Source organism: Pseudomonas sp. PAMC25584, from assembly GCF_058135675.1.
This window is the reverse complement of record NZ_CM176870.1, coordinates 208,719-226,426: the sequence shown is the minus strand read 5'-3', so window position 1 is coordinate 226,426 and position 17,708 is coordinate 208,719. Positions and strand designations below refer to the sequence as shown.

17 protein-coding genes and 1 tRNA gene are annotated in these 17,708 nt (G+C 57.2%); 8 read left to right on the top strand and 10 right to left on the bottom strand.

Translation table 11 applies throughout. From position 1 onward, the window contains the following. Positions 1-51: 51 nt before the first annotated feature. Both oscA and dibA read right to left on the bottom strand, forming a co-directional pair. The gene (gene oscA / locus ACS5Q8_RS01040; RefSeq protein WP_003170956.1) at positions 52-234 is read right to left on the bottom strand and encodes a sulfur starvation response protein OscA; all 183 of its coding nucleotides are present in this window, start codon (positions 232-234) and stop codon (positions 52-54) included. Between the two features lie 301 nt (positions 235-535). Continuing rightward, a complete protein-coding gene (gene dibA, locus ACS5Q8_RS01035; protein ID WP_465159756.1) occupies positions 536-2,467 on the bottom strand; it encodes a phosphodiesterase DibA in 1,932 nt (643 codons plus the stop codon). Between the two features lie 166 nt (positions 2,468-2,633). Here dibA and desA point away from each other — a divergent pair, with 166 nt between their 5' ends. Both desA and ACS5Q8_RS01025 read left to right on the top strand, forming a co-directional pair. Next, positions 2,634-3,818 carry a delta-9 fatty acid desaturase DesA gene (gene desA, locus ACS5Q8_RS01030; protein ID WP_276195775.1) on the top strand — a complete coding sequence of 395 codons (1,185 nt, stop codon included), beginning with the start codon at positions 2,634-2,636 and terminating at the stop codon, positions 3,816-3,818. Positions 3,819-4,019: 201 nt separating this feature from the next. Further along, positions 4,020-5,021 (top strand): GGDEF domain-containing protein, encoded by a 1,002-nt coding sequence (locus ACS5Q8_RS01025; protein ID WP_276195773.1) that lies wholly within the window; start codon positions 4,020-4,022, stop codon positions 5,019-5,021. A 14-nt stretch (positions 5,022-5,035) separates the two neighbouring features. On the opposite strand, the gene ACS5Q8_RS01020 is transcribed toward ACS5Q8_RS01025, so the two are convergent. The 3 genes from ACS5Q8_RS01020 to gabD all read right to left on the bottom strand — a co-directional run bounded on the left by ACS5Q8_RS01020 (position 5,036) and on the right by gabD (position 9,337). Then, positions 5,036-6,295: an HDOD domain-containing protein gene (locus ACS5Q8_RS01020; RefSeq protein WP_465159755.1), complete on the bottom strand. Its 1,260-nt coding sequence runs from the start codon at positions 6,293-6,295 to the stop codon at positions 5,036-5,038. Positions 6,296-6,434: 139 nt separating this feature from the next. Continuing rightward, entirely contained in the window at positions 6,435-7,712 is a 1,278-nt protein-coding gene (gene gabT, locus ACS5Q8_RS01015; RefSeq protein WP_247400183.1) for a 4-aminobutyrate--2-oxoglutarate transaminase, read from the bottom strand. 182 nt (positions 7,713-7,894) lie between these two features. Further along, positions 7,895-9,337: an NADP-dependent succinate-semialdehyde dehydrogenase gene (gene gabD, locus ACS5Q8_RS01010; protein ID WP_247400181.1), complete on the bottom strand. Its 1,443-nt coding sequence runs from the start codon at positions 9,335-9,337 to the stop codon at positions 7,895-7,897. A gap of 369 nt (positions 9,338-9,706) precedes the next feature. Between gabD and ACS5Q8_RS01005 the strand changes: the two genes are divergently transcribed. The 4 genes from ACS5Q8_RS01005 (at position 9,707) to ACS5Q8_RS00990 (ending at position 12,335) form a co-directional block, all read left to right on the top strand. Next, positions 9,707-9,783, top strand: a tRNA-Arg gene (locus ACS5Q8_RS01005). Between the two features lie 105 nt (positions 9,784-9,888). Next, complete coding sequence (locus ACS5Q8_RS01000; RefSeq protein WP_465159754.1) at positions 9,889-11,013, top strand: site-specific integrase; 1,125 nt, start codon at positions 9,889-9,891, stop codon at positions 11,011-11,013. Positions 11,014-11,201: 188 nt separating this feature from the next. Then, on the top strand, positions 11,202-11,504 hold the full coding sequence (locus ACS5Q8_RS00995; RefSeq protein WP_465159753.1) for a hypothetical protein: 303 nt from the start codon (positions 11,202-11,204) through the stop codon (positions 11,502-11,504). A 45-nt stretch (positions 11,505-11,549) separates the two neighbouring features. After that, positions 11,550-12,335, top strand: a complete 786-nt coding sequence (locus tag ACS5Q8_RS00990; RefSeq protein WP_465159752.1) for a hypothetical protein — start codon at positions 11,550-11,552, stop codon at positions 12,333-12,335. 570 nt (positions 12,336-12,905) lie between these two features. Here ACS5Q8_RS00990 and ACS5Q8_RS00985 read toward each other — a convergent pair. The 3 genes from ACS5Q8_RS00985 to ACS5Q8_RS00975 form a co-directional block, all read right to left on the bottom strand. Beyond that, on the bottom strand, positions 12,906-13,826 hold the full coding sequence (locus ACS5Q8_RS00985; RefSeq protein WP_065872787.1) for a restriction endonuclease: 921 nt from the start codon (positions 13,824-13,826) through the stop codon (positions 12,906-12,908). 52 nt (positions 13,827-13,878) lie between these two features. Then, positions 13,879-14,466, bottom strand: a complete 588-nt coding sequence (locus tag ACS5Q8_RS00980; RefSeq protein WP_464697990.1) for a hypothetical protein — start codon at positions 14,464-14,466, stop codon at positions 13,879-13,881. Between the two features lie 418 nt (positions 14,467-14,884). Beyond that, positions 14,885-15,097 carry a hypothetical protein gene (locus ACS5Q8_RS00975; protein ID WP_065872785.1) on the bottom strand — a complete coding sequence of 71 codons (213 nt, stop codon included), beginning with the start codon at positions 15,095-15,097 and terminating at the stop codon, positions 14,885-14,887. Positions 15,098-15,645: 548 nt separating this feature from the next. Here ACS5Q8_RS00975 and mobA point away from each other — a divergent pair. After that, positions 15,646-15,918, top strand: a complete 273-nt coding sequence (mobA, locus tag ACS5Q8_RS00970) for a plasmid mobilization protein MobA (RefSeq protein WP_465159751.1) — start codon at positions 15,646-15,648, stop codon at positions 15,916-15,918. Between the two features lie 353 nt (positions 15,919-16,271). Here mobA and ACS5Q8_RS00965 read toward each other — a convergent pair whose 3' ends face one another. Beyond that, entirely contained in the window at positions 16,272-16,520 is a 249-nt protein-coding gene (locus ACS5Q8_RS00965) for a hypothetical protein (protein WP_465159750.1), read from the bottom strand. A 57-nt stretch (positions 16,521-16,577) separates the two neighbouring features. After that, positions 16,578-17,090, bottom strand: coding sequence for a hypothetical protein (locus ACS5Q8_RS00960; RefSeq protein ID WP_465159749.1), 513 nt, complete (start codon positions 17,088-17,090; stop codon positions 16,578-16,580). Between the two features lie 126 nt (positions 17,091-17,216). On the opposite strand from ACS5Q8_RS00960, the gene ACS5Q8_RS00955 reads away from it, so the two are divergent. After that, on the top strand, positions 17,217-17,465 hold the full coding sequence (locus tag ACS5Q8_RS00955; protein ID WP_065872782.1) for a helix-turn-helix domain-containing protein: 249 nt from the start codon (positions 17,217-17,219) through the stop codon (positions 17,463-17,465). Positions 17,466-17,708 lie beyond the last annotated feature (243 nt).

The window sequence follows — 17,708 nt, the reverse complement described above, 5'->3', positions numbered from 1 at the left end:
GTTGGCTTTTTCTTATAGTTGCGGGTCTAGCGTGCGAATCGCCGTGGTTGCTTAGCTCGGTTTGTTACCCGGGTTCTGCAGGCGGAATTTTTCTTTGCGTTCGATCTGTACCACTTGAGCGTTGTGCACAGTGATTTCCACCGCGCCAAAGCGCAGATCGCGCAACGCGCTCTGGATCTCACGCAAAATGGCTGCTTCGTCCTGGCCGTCGACGCTACGTAGAGATGCGCTCATGGTCTCGCTCCTGAAATGAAGAGTGCCGCGCAGTAGCGGCACTGCTTGCGGCGTGAGGGCGATAGTAGATAAGCGCGGATATTCTTAAAAATACTATTTAAGAATGTTTATATAACCAAAAAGAATTTTCTGGCAGGACGCGGGGTTGCGAAGGTTTTGAGGGTGAAAATACAGACGCACAGACGCTGCTGACCCCTGGGAGAGCCGCGCTTACTCGCGATGAGGGTGTCGACAGGCTGCGAATATTTCGTCCGACAGTCCCTCACAGAGCGCAAGCCCGCACTCACATTTTGGCGGTGTTTCAAGTCTCGTTCGAGGAGGGCTGTCGAATAACGGGCGCCAGCGCCCAATCGATCTCACTCGCCGGCATCGGCCGCCCAAACCAATACCCCTGCCCCATGCCGCATTCGTGATCCAACAGGAACCGCGCCTGTTCCACCTGTTCAATCCCTTCCGCCTGGACCTGCATGCCCATGCTTTTCGCCAGGGCGATCACCACGCGCACGATGGCGGCGTCGTCTTCATCCCACGGCAACCCGGCAACAAAGCCCTGGTCGATCTTGAGCTTCTGCACCGGCAGGCGCTTGAGGCGCAGCAGCGAGGAATAGCCGGTGCCAAAATCGTCAATGGCCAGGCGCAGGCCAAGCTCGCGCAGGCGGTGCAGCTGCTCCAGGGCCACTTCGGGGTCTTCCATCACTGCGCTTTCGGTGACTTCCAGCTCAAGGTAAGCCGGGTCCAGGCCGGTGTCATGCAGCACCTGGGCGACTTGCTCATACAACTCGCGTCGCGCAAACATGCGGCTGGACACGTTGATCGCCATAAAGCTCAGCGGCGCGCCGTCAGCCAGCCACTGGCACATCTGGGCGCACGCCTGGTGCATGACCCAGGCGTCGATATCGGCAATCAGGCCGGTGCGTTCGGCGATGGGGATGAACTCGACCGGCGGCACCAGGCCGCGCTCCGGGTGCTGCCAGCGCACCAGGGCTTCGACGCCGATCAGGCGGCTGGTTTGCAGGTCGTGAACCGGCTGGTAGTAGACACGCAGCTCCTGCTGGTCGAGGGCGCGGCGCAGCTCGCTGGCAATCTCCACGCGGTTCTGGGCGTGGGCGGTCAACTCTTCGGTGTACAACGCGTAGCCTTCACGGCCGACGCTCTTGGCCTTGAACAACGCGGAATCAGCGTTACGCAACAACTGTTCGGCGCTCAGCGCGTCGCTGGGAAAAAGGCTGATGCCAATGCTCGCGCTGATAAACAATTGATGTCCATCAAAAACAAACGGGAGTTTCATCGCATCGAGCATGCGTTGCGCGAACGCGGCGGCTTGCACCACCTGTGGACAATTTTCCGCCAACACCGCGAATTCGTCCCCTCCCAGCCGCGCCAGCGTCACGCCGGGGCCGAACTGGCTTTTCAGGCGTTCACCGACCAATTTGAGCAATTGGTCGCCGACGTTATGGCCAAGGCTGTCGTTGATGATCTTGAAGTGGTCCAGGTCGAGCAGCAGCAATGCACAGCCGCGTTTATGCACTTGCGCCGAAGCCAGGGCCTGCTCGGCGCGGTCGGTGAACAGCAGACGGTTGGGCAGGTCGGTCAGCGGATCGTGGTGAGCGAGGTGCGCCAGTTCGTGCTCGGAATCCTTGATCGCACTGATATCGGAAAACACCGCGACGTAATGGCTGACCTGGCCCAGGTCATCGTGAATCACCCGGATGGTTTGCCATTGTGGATAAATTTCGCCGCTTTTGCGCCGGTTCCAGATTTCGCCGCTCCACTCGCCGGTCTGCTCCAGAGCCTGGAACATCTGTTGATAAAAACTCGACGAATGGCGGCCTGACTTGAACAGGCTGGGCTGCTCACCCATGACATCTTCGCGCCGGTAGCCGGTGATCGCCATAAAGGCCCGGTTTACATGGACGATCTGCCCCTGGGCATCGGTGACCAGCACCCCTTCGCGGGTGCAATCGAACACGGCAGCGGCCTGGCGCAGGCGTTCGCGGCTCTCTTTCAGCGGTTGCAGCCGTTGGTTGACGTGTGCAAAGCGCGCACAAATCAGGTAAATCACCAGGGCGCTGATGGCCACCCACACGTAGCCGCGCAGCTGCAGCCACCGGTTTAACTCGTCCGGGTTATCGAGAAACTCGATCAATACCCGGTGAGTAAGCACGACCCACAGCAGCGAAACCAGCAGATATACCAACCCTGCGCGCCGGGCCCCTCGGTATGAAAACAACATATGGCCAATAATCCTTACTAAAAAGCTAGATTCGCCCTACAAAGGTTAGGGATTATAGAATAAGAAACATCCGCTCACTTCTATCTGAAAGGTCGGCTGGTTTTCTCTGTAGGCTTAGTGATAATGCGTAAGCTGTTTTTTTCTTTATCTGAGGGCCATACAGCCTATGTGGTACAACGGTTTTCTTGACCTGTCAGCCTGGCAACTGGTGGCAGTCACCCTGTTGATGACCCACGTGACCATCATTGGGGTCACCGTCTATCTGCACCGCTATTCAGCCCATCGCTCCCTGGAGCTCAATGCTGGCCTGAAACACTTCTTCCGCTTCTGGCTGTGGCTGACCACGGCGCAGAACACCCGCGAGTGGACCGCCATCCACCGCAAGCACCACGCCAAATGCGAAACCGTCGACGATCCACACAGTCCCGTCATTAAAGGCCTGTCTACCGTATTGCGCAAAGGCGCCGAGCTCTATCGCGCCGAAGCGGAGAACCCCGAGACACTGCGCATCTACGGCAAGAACTGCCCGGACGACTGGATCGAACGCAAACTCTACACGCCTTACCCGCTGCTGGGTGTGGCAATCATGGGTGTGATCGACCTTCTGCTGTTCGGCACCATCGGTATCACTATCTGGGCGATCCAGATGATGTGGATTCCATTCTGGGCCGCCGGCGTGATCAACGGCCTGGGCCATGCCGTGGGCTATCGCAACTTCGAATGCCGGGACGCGGCGACCAACCTGGTGCCGTGGGGCATCATTGTGGGCGGTGAAGAGCTGCACAACAACCACCACACCTACCCCAACTCCGCCAAGCTGTCGGTGAAGAAATGGGAGTTCGACCTCGGCTGGGCGTGGATCAAACTGTTCAGCTTCCTGCGCCTGGCCAAGGTGCAGCGTGTCGCGCCGATCGCCCACCGCGTGGAAGGCAAGGGCCACCTGGACATGGACACCGCCATGGCGATCCTCAACAACCGTTTCCAGATCATGGCCCAGTACCGCAAGCTGGTGATCGGCCCGCTGGTCAAGCAGGAACTGGAGAAGGTCGATCACTCGGTGCGCCACCAGTTCCACCGTGCCAAACGCCTGCTGTCGCGGGAAACCAGCCTGCTGGATGACCGTCACCACCTGCGTATCCAGAGCATGCTGGAACACAGCCAGGCCCTGAAAGTGATCTACGAAAAGCGTCTGGCCCTGCAGCAGATCTGGCTCAAAACCAGCTCCAACGGCCACGATATGCTGGCCGCGATCAAGGAGTGGGTGCATGAGGCCGAGGCCAGCGGCATCCAGTCCCTGCGCGATTTTGCCCACCAACTGAAGACTTATTCGTTGCGCCCAGCAGCGGTGTGAACACGCCGGGGGAAGGCTTGCCTTCCCCCCGCGATCACTTTTTTGACGCCATTCTCCAGACACCCCTTAATCCGTCAAAATCGCCCCCGATGACGGAACTTAGACGCAATTCACCCCTCTCAAACAACACTTCGCCATCATGGCGGCCCCTTGTTGTGACCGCTGCTGAACCCTGCGGCGCGCCCAGAGAGAGTTGTGCCGATGGTCCAAAAAAAGACTCACCTACTCGATCCCCCGACCGCTGAAACCCCACGCCCCCCTACCGCAGCGAACTTGCTGGCGTTGATGCACGCCCAGGGCGAGGTCGAGCGGCTGAGTGAGCGTGAACAATTACTGAGTTCACTGCTGGTCAGCGTGAGTGCGGTGCTATGGGCCATCGACTGGGAGTCGCGGCGCGTGCTGTATGTGAGCCCGGCGTATGAGCGGGTGTTCGGCCGTTCAGCCGGCCTGCTGCTGGCCGACCACCGGGAATGGCGCAACAGCATTCATCCCGAAGACCTCGACTACGCCGAACACAGCCTGGCCCGCGTGCTGGACCAAGGCGCCGTGGAAGACCGCGAGTACCGCATCATCACGGCCGACGGGCAGATTCGCTGGCTCAGCGACAAGTGCTATATCAACCAGCAGGTCGAGCCGGGTGAACCGCTGATTGTGGTCGGCATGGCCGAGGACATCACCGACAAGAAACAAATGGAGCTGGAGCTGCACCGTCTGGCCACCACCGACGTGCTGACCCAGAGCAGCAACCGCCGGCACTTTTTCGAATGCGCCAACCAGGCCTTCGACAGTGCCTGCGCCCAGGCTGCGCCGCTGGCGTTCCTGCTGCTGGACATCGATGACTTCAAGGACGTCAACGACACCTACGGCCACCTGGAGGGCGATCAAGTGTTGCGGCGCATCGCCGAGAGCGGTCGTAGCGTATTACGCCGTGGCGACCTGTTCGGGCGGATTGGCGGCGAAGAGTTCGCCGCTGTACTCCCCGGTTGCGCGCCGGAGACGGCCCTGCAAGTCGCTGAACGGCTTGGCAAGGAAATCCAGGCGTTGAGCTTCAGCTATGACGGCCATGCGTTTACCGTGACGGTCAGCCAGGGGCTGGCCAGCCTCAACGAGCAAGACTCGACCTTGAACAGCCTGTTCGGCCGCGCCGACGCCGCCATGTATGAAGCCAAGCGCCTGGGCAAAAACCGCGTGGTTGCTGGCTAGAGGATCAACACAGATCAAATGTGCGAGTGGGCTTGCCCCCTCCCACATTTGAATTGCATCGCCCTCTTGGCCTTGCGCAACCTCATCAGCTCCGACAACCCCACCTTGAGCAAGCGCGCGGTTTTGCTCCTGGCCAGTGCTTCCAGCCCTTCATGCTCGGTCAACCGCGCCATCTGCGCCGCCAGGTTCATCACCAGCGCCTCCCGCGAATACACCCCGCCCTCCAGCGAGTAGACCGCCGCGATCAACTGGCGCAGCTCCAGCGGCAAGCGCCAACGCGTGCGCAACGACGAACCGTAAGCGGCACCCAAGGCGTGGAGGGACTCGCCAATCACTTCGTCATCCAACGCCCCGCCACCCTGGCGCCAGTCTTCCAGGCAGCGCAATAAAGCCAGGTCGCCGAGCCGATGCAGGATGCCCGCGCTGTAACAGCGCTCGTGGTCCAGCTCCAGCATGCGCGCCAGGCGGCGGGCGAAGTCGGCGGTGTCCTGGGACAACTGCCAGTGACGCTCGGCATACGCCACCAGGCCCGGATCACCCAACACCACGTTGTGCTTGAGGGCCAGGCCGAGGATCAGGTTCATGCTTTGCCCGGCCAGCAGCGTGTGCAGCGCCGCCGACAGGGTCTGCACCGGCGTGCCGTGATTGCCCGCGCTGTTGGCGGCGGCAATCAGCACGGCGGTGATCTGCGGGTCCATGCGCACCCGGTCTTCCAGGCGATTGAGGTCCAGGCCCTCCGGCCCGAGGCTGTCTTGCACGGAGGCCTTCACATCGACCCACAGCGGCGCGCCATCGCAGGCATCGCGGCGGCGCTCGAGGAACACCGGCAAGGTCATGCCCGGCGCCAGTCGCGGCACTTCGCAGTACACGCTTTCGCCTTCGTTGAGCAGCAGGTCTTGCAGGCGCTGGGTCAGGCCTTCCATGTTCAGGGGTTTGGTCAGATACGCCGTGGGCGCCAGGGGCAAGGCCTCACGCACGCTGGCGCTGTCATTGCGGCTACTGAGCAGGATGAACGGCAGCGCGGGCGAACGACGCTGCTGGCGCACGGTGCGCAACAGGCTCAGGCCATCGATGCCCGGCAGGTCCCAATCCGCCATGATCAGGTCGTAGGCATTGTCGCGCAGCAGCGTAGCCGCTTGCCGGCCATCGGCACACACATCCAACCGTGCGTCACAGCGAACATTCAACAGCACCTGCTTGAGCAGGTCCCGCGACCAAGGGTCTGCCTCGGCAATCAACACTCGGGGTACAGCGGGCAAATCAACAGCACTCATCCAGCACGCTCCATCCGCAATGCCTGCACCTTAGACAATGCGGTGGCCTACGTACAACGAACAGCCGTTGAATGTGCTGTATCGGGCACAAAAAAACCCGCCGAAGCGGGTTTTTTCTATCGATCGGTTCAGCCCGTGCTTACAGCTCGGAGAAGCACTCTTCGATGATTGCCAAGCCTTTGTCCAACTGCGCATCCGGCGCGGTCAGCGGAACCAGTACGCGCAACACGTTGCCGTAAGGGCCGCAGGACAGCAGGATCAAGCCCTTCTCACGCGCCTTGGCCACCACGGAGGCGACGGCAGCGGCGTTTGGCTTGTGGCTGTCGCCACCTTCGAACAGCTCGATCGCGATCATCGCGCCCAGGGCACGCACGTCACCGATCACCGGGTACTTGGCCTGGATGGCCTTGAGGCCGGTGACCAGACGCTCGCCGACGGCTTTGCAGCGATCCAGCAGGTGCTCTTCTTCGAACACTTCCAACACGGCCAGGGCCGCGGCGCAAGCGATCGGGCTACCGGCGTAGGTGCCGCCCAGGCCACCTGGCGCGATGGCGTCCATGTATTCGGCCTTGCCGCACACACCGGCCAACGGGAAACCGCCGGCGATGGATTTGGCGAAGGTGGTCAGGTCGGCAGTCACGCCCATCTGTTCCATGGCGAAGAACGTACCGGTACGGCCGGCACCGGTTTGCACTTCGTCGGCGATCAGCAGGATGCCGTGCTTGTCGCACAGTTCGCGCAGGCGCTTCATGAAGGCTTTAGGCGCGACGTAGAAACCGCCTTCGCCCTGCACCGGCTCGATGATGATGGCAGCGATATCACGCGGCTCGGCATCGTTTTTGAAGATGCGTTCGATGCTGGCGATGGAGTCGTCGTCGCTCACGCCATGCAGCTCGTTCGGGAACAGCGCGCGGAAGATGCCGCCTGGCATCAGGCCCATGCCGGCCGAGTAAGGCACGACTTTACCGGTGAGGCCCAGGGTCATCATGGTGCGACCGTGGTACGCGCCGGTGAACGCGATAATGCCGGCACGGCCAGTGGCGGCGCGGGCGATTTTCACGGCGTTCTCAACGGCTTCGGAACCGGTGGTGACCAGCAGGGTTTTCTTGGCGAAATCACCTGGGACCTTGGCGTTGATTTTTTCGCACAGTTCCACGTAAGGCTCGTAGGCCAGTACCTGGAAGCAGGTGTGGGTCAGCTTGTTTAGCTGCTCGGTCACGGCCGCGATGATTTTCGGGTGTACGTGACCGGTGTTCAGCACGGCGATACCGCCGGCGAAGTCGATGAACTCGCGACCTTCAACGTCGGTCACCGTGGAGTTCTTCGCGGATTCGGCGAAAATCGGGTGAATCTGGCCAACACCGCGTGGTACAGCGGCTTCGCGGCGTTTCATCAAAGAAGCGTTGGTCTTGCTCATAAAGTCCTCATTCGCCACTCATCGGGTGGCGTGGTCCAAGGAATACGTGGCGGGGAGGCAACTAGGGCAGCATGCGATGATCGACTGCCACAGCGTTCCCGGCCACTACGAATAACGATGTAAAACGCGCAAAGGGTCAGCGCTCTCGTGCCCTTTGCGCTTGCAGCAATGCCTTGCCGGGCTTAGATGCCCAGGCAGAGGTATTTGATTTCCAGGTAATCCTCGATCCCGTACTTGGAACCCTCACGGCCCAGGCCCGAAGCCTTGATGCCGCCGAACGGTGCCACTTCGTTGGAGATCAGCCCGGTGTTGACGCCGACCATGCCATATTCCAGGGCTTCGGCCACACGGAACACACGGCTCAGGTCGCGAGCATAGAAGTAGGACGCCAGACCGAACTCGGTGTCGTTGGACATCGCGATCACTTCGGCTTCGTCCTTGAAACGGAACAGCGGCGCCAGCGGGCCGAAGGTTTCTTCCTTCGCCACAGCGGCGTTTTTTGGCACGTTGATCAGGATGGTCGGCTCGAAGAAGTTACCTTCCATGACCTTGCCACCCGCCAGCAGCGTAGCGCCTTTGGCCAGGGCATCAGCAATGTGCTCCTGGACCTTGGCCACAGCTTTGCCGTCGATCAGCGGGCCGGTAGTGGTGCCGTCTTCCAGACCGTTGCCGATCTTGAGTTTGGCCACCGCCACTTTGAGTTTTTCAGCGAACGCGTCGTACACCGCGTCTTGAACGTACAGACGGTTGGCGCAGACGCAGGTCTGGCCGTTGTTGCGGTACTTGGAAATGATCGCGCCTTCGACGGCCTTATCCAGGTCAGCGTCGTCGAACACGATGAACGGCGCGTTGCCGCCCAGTTCCAGGGACACTTTCTTGATGTCCTTGGCGCATTCAGCCATCAACTGGCGACCGATTTCGGTCGAGCCGGTGAAGGACAATTTACGCACGATCGGGTTGCTGGTCAGCTCGCTGCCGATATCGCCAGCGCTGCCGGAGACCACGCTGAACACGCCTTTCGGAATGCCGGCACGCTGGGCCAATTCAGCCAGGGCGAACGCGGAGAACGGCGTTTGCGATGCTGGCTTGAGCACCATGGTGCAACCAGCGGCCAGGGCCGGGCCGGCTTTACGCGTGATCATCGCAGCAGGGAAGTTCCACGGTGTGATGGCGGCGGTCACGCCGATCGGTTGCTTGATCACGATCAGACGCTTGTCCGGCTGGTGGCCGGGAATCACGTCACCGTAGACGCGCTTGGCTTCTTCGGCGAACCACTCGATAAAGGACGCGGCGTAGACAATTTCGCCCTTGGCTTCGGCCAGCGGCTTGCCCTGTTCCAGCGTCATCAGACGGGCCAGGTCTTCCTGGTTCTCGATGATCAGCTCGAACCAGCGGCGCAGCTTGTTGGCGCGCTCCTTGGCGGTCAGCGCACGCCAGGCCGGCAGCGCCTTGTCGGCGGCTTCGATAGCGCGGCGGGTTTCAGCGGCGCCCATCTTCGGCACGGTGCCGAGAATTTCGCCCGTGGCGGGGTTGTTGACCTTGATGGTCTGACCGTTGTCCGCATCGACCCAAGCCCCATCGATAAAGGCTTGCTGGCGGAACAACTGGGCATCTTTAAGCTGCATGTCGGCTTTCCTTAACAGCACCGCGCGCGCGCGGAGCGAATTAGAGTTTTTGAAAGGCGCCTTGTGGGCTGCCGTCAGGGAAATCAGCCCCAGCGTGCAAGCAAGTGGATAGCGCACGGGAGACAGAGCGTTTGAAATCTCAAACGAATCCTAGGATCAATGGGGGTATAGGGCAATAGGATGTTCGAAAAAAAGAACAAAAACCGCACATTTGCCAGATTTATCGGATCAGCGACCTTCAACCCGGTTCCCCGCCACCGCTCCATGGCGCCCGGCGCAGAGCCCCGATACAGACAATTCCTACCCGCCAACGGCCAAAAACCAGCATGGACGCCCAAGGTCGACATGGGTATGATGGCGCCCGCACAAGCATCCGTAGCTCAGCTGGATAGAGTACTGCCCTCCGAAGGCAGGGGTCGTGGGTTCGAATCCCGCCGGGTGCACCATCTTTTTTCCCTTGTATTACAAGGGGATAGCGCTCCTGACAGAAACCTGTCCTAGTCCTGAAAGTCGTTTTTGCCACAAATTTGCCACACTCAAAAGTGGCGGGAATGGTCGAAATGGCAACAATCAGGAATCGCGGCGAGTATCAGTGGGAAGCGCAAATCCGTCGCAAGGGCTATCCAGCCCAACGAAAAACCTTCGAAACTAAAGTCGATGCCCAAGCCTGGGCGCGCATGATCGAAAGCGAAATCGACCGAGGTATTTTTGTCTCTCGCGTCGAGGCTGAACGCACCGCCTTTCATCAACTCATTGATCGCTACATCTCCGAGATCGCGCCGAAGCACAAAGGCGCGTATTCGGAAATCAAACGTCTGGAAGCACTCAAGCGTCATCCGCTGGCGACACGCATCGTTGCCACCCTCACCTCCTCTGACTTTGCCCGCTACCGTGACGAGCGCCTGAAGATCCGTAAGGGCAATACGGTTAAGCGTGAGCTGGCTTTGTTTCAATGCGTGATCGAGGTTGCTCGCCGCGAGTGGGGAATTCATCTTGCCGAGAACCCCGTCAGGATGGTCAGCCGTCCCAGCTACAACGACGAACGCTCGCGGCGGCTCGACCCAATTGAAGAGCAATACATCCTCAACGCCCTGGAGCTTCGTGAGCGCCGTGCTGACGGCACCTATGCCGACGCCTCCCACAATCCATGGATACGGCCCATTGTCCAACTGGCAATTGAGACAGCCATGCGCCGTGGCGAAATTTTCGAGCTGCGCTGGAAGCATGTGAACCTAGATCGCAGGACCGCGCATCTTCCAGCGACCAAGAACGGACTGCCCAGAACCGTCCCACTTTCACCAAGGGCTATTCAGCTGCTGAAGGACTTGCCGCGCTCGCTGTGCGGTCGAGTCTTCCCCACCACCGCCGACGCTCTCAAGAAGGCCTTTGTGCGAGGCCTGGAGCGAGCGAGGCTGAAATACCTGGGGGATTGCGGGGCGGCGCAGGTAACGCCTCAGGAAGACTTCCTGATCAATCTACGCTTTCACGATCTGCGGCATGAAGCGACATGTAGGCTTGCGACCAAGCTGCCGAATTTGATCGAGCTCGCCAGCGTGACGGGCCATCGGGATGGTGAACATGCTGAAGCGTTACTACAACATCACCGCAGAAGAGCTCGCGGCAAAGCTGGCTTGATCAGACCTATGGCTAATTCTCAGTGGTCAGCTTCGAGCTGACCACTGATCTTGCAACACGCCCGCGCGAACCCAGCATAGGTCTACGAGGCACTGTTGCCGGGTCAGCAATCGCCTCTTATTGCGGCCCCGTCATTCAGAAAACCTTTCATCTGTTAAAAAGCTGTCCTAGTGATTGAGCGTCTGATTGGCAAAAGCTGGCCTCACCAGATCAATCGAGCGATAAAGCGATGACAGTAGATTATGAAACCATCCAGAAAATACAGAAGCTTGGCGACGACGTTCTGATTGGCGTAGTTGAAGTTGCGGCGCTGACCGGCTTCAGCGTGCTTACGGTCCGTCAGCGCAAATTGCCGGGGCTTGAGCCTGTACCGGGACTGTCAAGGTTGAGATGGAGACTGGGTGATCTGAGAACTTGGATGCGCACCGGCAACACCGAGAGTCGAGATTCAGCCACCGTCATCGCACCTTTTTCACATCCGAAACGCACAGGGAGACCCACAAAAAAAGCACAGGTGGAGGGGCGACAATGACCTGCCCTGGCTCGATTCATCTCCGCTGCACCGGGAGCAGTGAGCATGAGTAGACAGCGAACCATTCGGGACCAAAATTTTTGGCGCTCCCCACGTTTACTGAATTGCACCACAGAGGACAAAGTCGCTTTGCTGCACCTGTTAACTGCTCCTGACAGCAACATTACGGGCGTATACCCACTTGTTCCACGCATTGCCGGAGCAGAAATTGGATGGACGGCGGATCAGTGGTTGCAGGTCATCCACCGCCTTCAGGATGAAGACCTAGCCAGGTATGACAACGTGAGACTCATCGTTTGGGTAAGAATCTGGTGGGATCACCACTCTGCTACTCAAGTGACAGGGCCAAAACTACGAGCCAGAGCGCTGGAAGAAATTCGCCATATCCCAAGCGAGTGGTTAAACGACTTTCTGAATGACTTCAAAGAAAGACTGAGCGACGACCAGCAGGATTGGATAGATGAATCCCTCCGACCGCGCTCAAAGCGATACGTAGAAGAGGACTCGATATCACACGGATGCCATATCGATACCGTATCAGCCAATGTCATACCTAACACTAAACCTCAACCCAAACTCTCAACCAAAACACCAACGTCTTTGCCCACCTCTTACGAATTGGATATGTCAGGAATCCCTCCTGAACATCGGACGGATGTCCACAGAGCGCTTGTGAAGGCGAAGGTAAGCGGAAAACTTAGACATAGGCCGCAACTCGTAGTCAACGCGATGGCAGAAAATTACCGATCTGCATCAGGTAAGCCGCATAACGCCATGGCCTTAACTCTGTATCTGGCCGAGAATCTGAATGGCGGTAACGAAGTGAGCTAGGTTTGTCTGAAGCCAACTCAAACGGGGAGGATGAATGCCATGGCTAGAAGGAGTCATACCGCCGTTGAGCGAATAATCCTCCAAGCTCGGATATGGGGGTGGGATATGTCCTGGTCGTTCAGCATGGCCACGCGGTCCGATACAAGAACAATCGGCCACCATTATTCAGAGCATACTGTGATCAAGCTTTACGGCTCCGTTCGATACCCCGAAACATTCAAATACCCGACCCTAGAATGCTACCTATACGTTGATCCACTGCTCCTAAGCGACAAGTCGGTTCCTCTCTGCATCGGCTCCATGCAGGCGACGGGTAGTAGGCTTATCGCATACGTCGCCGTTCACAATGAACGTTTCAACAGCTTGGTCACCGCTGCTAGTCGACTTGTTGCCCTGGAGATAAATGCGGAGCCGTTGAAATATCGCAAAGCTAAGGTGATGGGTATCCACCTAAGCACCGAGCTGGAGTCTGATTGGTGATGTTTTTTTGATCATTGGGGAGCTAGTGTCCGGTGCCCGTTTACTAGCCCTGCCCCGGTATAGAGAAACGTATGTCGAGCCCAAAAATCTTCATTCCTCGTCGAAGTAATCGCTATCCAATTTCGGCAGTTTGAGAAGCCGGGACGTTACCCCAACCTCATGGTCCATCATCAGGTTGACCAAGCGGATGCCGTCCACCAGTACCATGCCTTCCACTGAGCGGGCAAAGTCGATGCCTTGGGCAGTGAAGCCCGAAGTAGTGATAAAGACCCCTCGCTTGGCCTTTTGCCCAGCAAGTGCTCCATAGAACGCTTGCAACTCAGGACGGCCCACAGTGCCTTGCCAGCGCTTTGCTTGGACATAGACTTTTTCCAGTCCGAGCTTATCAAGCGAAATTACCCCGTCAATTCCGCCATCTCCGCTTCCACCAACACGCTGCAAGTCGTTTCGACTAGCCCCGTAGCCAAGGCTGTGCAACACGTCGAGAACAATGACTTCAAAGCGGTTGGGGCTGACTTGTAGCAGGTTATCCAGTAGATCTGCGGCTGTCGCATTGCGTAGCTCACGCAGAGCCTGCTCCAACCGATCGTCTGGGCTTACAGTTGCTGATATCGGTGTGTCTGCCCCCTGATCACGTTCATCTAGCGGGACAGCATCGGAGGCGCTCCTAAGCTTCACGTCCATGAAGCCGATGGCAAGTTGTTCAACCTGATCCGTAGTGAGCGGTGAAGGGTGCTGCTTGGAATAAACAACGCCAGCTTCGGTTAGCTTCCAGTAACCCCGTTTGGCGCTGGAGGATAATCCTGCGCGCTTGAGACGGTCGTGAGCCCATCCTGCGCGGTTCTTATAGGTCGCTTGCCCACTTGCAATCAGCTCTTGAAGCTGTAGTTCGGATAAATTCAAAGCCCGGGCCGCAGCTTCATGCGCGTCGCGTGCTGTCGCACCTTCCGGATTAGCCGCTAGGTAACGCAAGATCGGCTCAATAAATTTGTCGTATGTAGGAACGGACATCAGGATTCCTTTCGCAAAATTGCCAGCGTGGGCAAATGTTGTAAGCCGCATGTTATTTGGAGCAATCGGTTACCTCGAGGCCTAATGAGTTTGCCAGCTCTCGCGCTTCTGAATCGACACGTAAGCGGCTGACCACGGCTTGCGCTCGCTCCTTCTCTTTGGCCAGATACACCTCGGTAAAACACTCGACAATCTGCTCCTGAGTCAAACTTGGCGCCGATATCTGACGCTTCAGCCTGTTCAGAATTTTGCGGGCGCTGAGTTGGGCCGCCTCTCGCAGATATGACCCGAGTAGAAGATCGCGAAAAACCCATTCAGAGATCCACCCCTTCGCGAATGCCCAAAACAACAACCGATGGTAGGTATCCCAAGCAATGCGCGAATGGCCACTTAGATAACGTCGCAGGATTCGACCGTCGGCGTCCCTAAAACCATAAATCCCAAGCTCAGTAAGCAATCGCTCCAGCTTGACCTTGGACATGCCCGACTTCAGAGCAATACCAGAGAACAGGTACTCGACCATATCCACAGGCACGCGCACAACGAAATTTTTCCTACCTGTGTCCTCATGACGCTTAATCTCACGAAAGACGAACTGGAAGGCTTCTGTTGGGTCGATGTCCGGATGAGATAGCTGCATATCGCTATTCTTTGGCTAATGGGCGTAGCTGTCAAAGGAGTACCCAACAGTTCAGCCAATACAAGTATCGGTACTGGAGACGCGAAGCCCACGAAATTTGGAAGCTCACCAAAGTGCTATGTCGCACGCTTGATACTTTGAGCGCCGCACAAATGAGCCCAGTAAATCATTCGGGCACGGCGCCTAAGGTGAATTGGTGCAATCGCTCCCCAACGATTCCTGTGCGGAAAAAACATAGTGGGGTGAATCCAAAAGATAACTGCTGCCTACTACCGCCCATGCGGAGCCTGGGCAATAGTAGCCAGCCTGATAATTAACTGATTATGACGTCGTACTACACAATGAAACGTGCGGACTCCGAAATGAAAACGACGAACCGCATGCCGATTTTTCGCGAAAATCGTTCAATACAGAGGAGCTATTTGTCGCTCACGAACGCTGGCGGGGCAATGCGCTGTCGGCGAAAGCTAGGATCAACAGAGCCAAGCAAAACGTCCTTGATGCGCTGAGCGGAAATCTCGAGCTCTTCAGGGGAGGCTTTTCGGATAGCACAAATCAACCGCTCACGATTGGAGCGCTTCAGAAGCATAATCTCGGCGAAGCTACTTTCGCCGTCACTGGATTGTTCCATAACAACCTCCAAGGCATCTTGAGATGCATCACCGGAGAACTAAACGGCAGCGTCAAATAGCTCTCTCAGATTCGTCACTTTAGCCTTTGTGCTTCCGCATCACCACAAGCGTCGAAAAATCGTCTCGCGCTTATCAGCGTCAAGTACACACACATGCTGCTTTCCCCTTACTCTGCAGCAGAAAGCCACTCAAGGCTTGGGAATCCTAACCGTCGCTCCACCGTCTTTCACGCCGTCCAATCGTCTCATCCTCAGCTGCAAATAAGTTACGCATTTTTCGCACATGTAATCGTCTTGAATTCGTCTTTTTTTCGTACCCCATGGCGCCCTCCTAAATACCAACGCCTCTTGCCCCCCGCTGTAAGCGGATAGTGCAAAAAATCATCTAAATTCTGAGAGAAAAGGCTAGGACAAGGTAGGGTTTGCTATACCGCCAGTACCTGGCGCCTCACAACCGGCGCGCACCAGTCGTTCCACTCCCTCTGCTTTGCCTACCTTCCCCGCTCAGGGCAAGCCCCGAGACCCCAACACCTGGAAAAGGAAAGCTCATGAGTCTTAGCGAACAACGCCGACGCACAGGATGGCTGCCGGCAATTCGTTGTTTCGAGGAAGCAGAAGCATTGGTGCGCAAGAAAGCCAACGACAGCGGAATGAGTGTTGGTCAGTACGTGCTGGCCGCCGCATTGAAGCGACAGACCAGAAGCAAAACTAACTCCCACCTAATCAATGAGCTGCGGCGCCTAGGTGGCCGTCAGAAACATCTTTTCCCGGAGAGCAACGGCGCGCTTTTCAAGGGTACGCAAATGTCTTGGTCGAGATAACCGAGGCCATTAAGCGTATCTGGTGTTGAGGTAAACCCGCTGGTGCCTTGGTGACTCACAGCTCTGTGCTTATCTCATACAATGCCAGGATTTCATGCTCTGCTAGGCCACGGCTACACTGTTCCAGCCCTGCCGTCGAGCTCAGCACTTGATGCTCGATTTCCTGTTGCTCCAACAACCTTCCCAACAAGATGACCTCTCCGTCCGCCTCCAGCCTACGAAGCTGCTCTGGAAAGCTAAAGGCCCAACGATCAAGTATTTGCCAGCCACGGGCGTGATAAGACGGAGAGCGGCGGACGGATCCAATAGTGGCGCTCGCCAACACGTTGGCCGCGATCGATAGCGGCGTGCTGTCACTGTGCATACTGGTCTACCATATTGCGAAGACGTGTAATCACTCTTGTGTTTTGCGCGATCGAAGAAGACCGGAAGCCGCCTTTTTGCTTCAGCTCTCCGATGTGTTGATGGGAAAATCCGAGAGCAGAAAGAGTGGCGACATCATCGCGGGCAAGAGCCAGATTAGCCGAGCGCATCATCGCATTTGCCTGCTCCAGTTGAATGATATCCGTTGGCACAGGAATGCTTCTGACGGGATTACTCATAGATTGCTCCTACTGAATGATGAACTGACGTTCAAGAATGGTAGTCCAGAGGCGCAGCTAGGTACCAAGCAACGTATCAAGTCGAGCCTCCGTATTGAGTACCTCTGTCGGCTTCAAAACGAGGCTGAACACGGGAACATCAAGATTGGTGGTCAGTACCTCCAAACGATGATTGTGCTTACCTACTGAGACGATCCGCCAAGCATTGATTTCATCGAACCTGAAAAAATGCGCTGCGCCTTTCACTGGGTAGGCTAACAGCCTAGGTGCAGATCCATCGATACCCAGGTAAGCATCGTTAATCTTTGCGAATATTTCGAGCTGCGGTTGAAAACCTGCGCTTTGGAAACCTGCAACCAGTTGCTTCAGCTTCTCTGCATAGCGTTGGTTAACACGCCAAAACAACCAGCCCCCTCCGACGAAGTAGAAAGCCAGGGCCCAGAACAACCATCGAATGGCCGGATCAGCACCGCCAGAAACCCCCAAAAAGAACGGCAGGTTGAAACCGCACAAAACCACCACAACCAGCAGCAACGCACCAACCGGCAGACCTCCAACAATCCATAGCACTCGAAATAGCTCCCAAATCTGCCTCATCACTTTTCCCGCTGCGAATATTCAGCAATAAAATATCTGATAATCAGATATCTTAAAAGCAGATATAGCTTAGAAAGCCGCCCCTCCAGATACGCGGCCATGACCAAAGCGATCTATCGACGTGAGCACGAAATTTTTCTTCAAGTGCTAAAACGCATGCGCGTCGAGTCCGGAATGACTCAAGCACAGTGCTCTGCTGCCCTGGGGAGGCCGCAATCATTTATGAGTGATGTCGAGCGAGGAGTCAGAAGGCTCGATATCGTTCAGCTTCGCGATCTTTGTCTCGTCCTTAAGACTGATCTCTCAAGCTTTTCTAAAACGTATGAGCAAGACCTCAAAGAGGGGTAATGCATCACAATCCTGCTTGTATCCAGCAGGTCATGACTGGCAGAGATTTGTGCCCCTAAGCGAACCCTCCAGAGGGGCAGCATTCGTCGCTAACCGGCCAATATCGGCCCTAGCAGGCGCGGAGTAAGTGAAATTAAAGGTGATGAGGTCGGATCATTTTCTATAGGTAGCCGACAATGAGCCAAGCTACCCATCGAGCCCGACGCCCAGCCCTCTTCGGTTTATCTTCATACTTGGTATCGA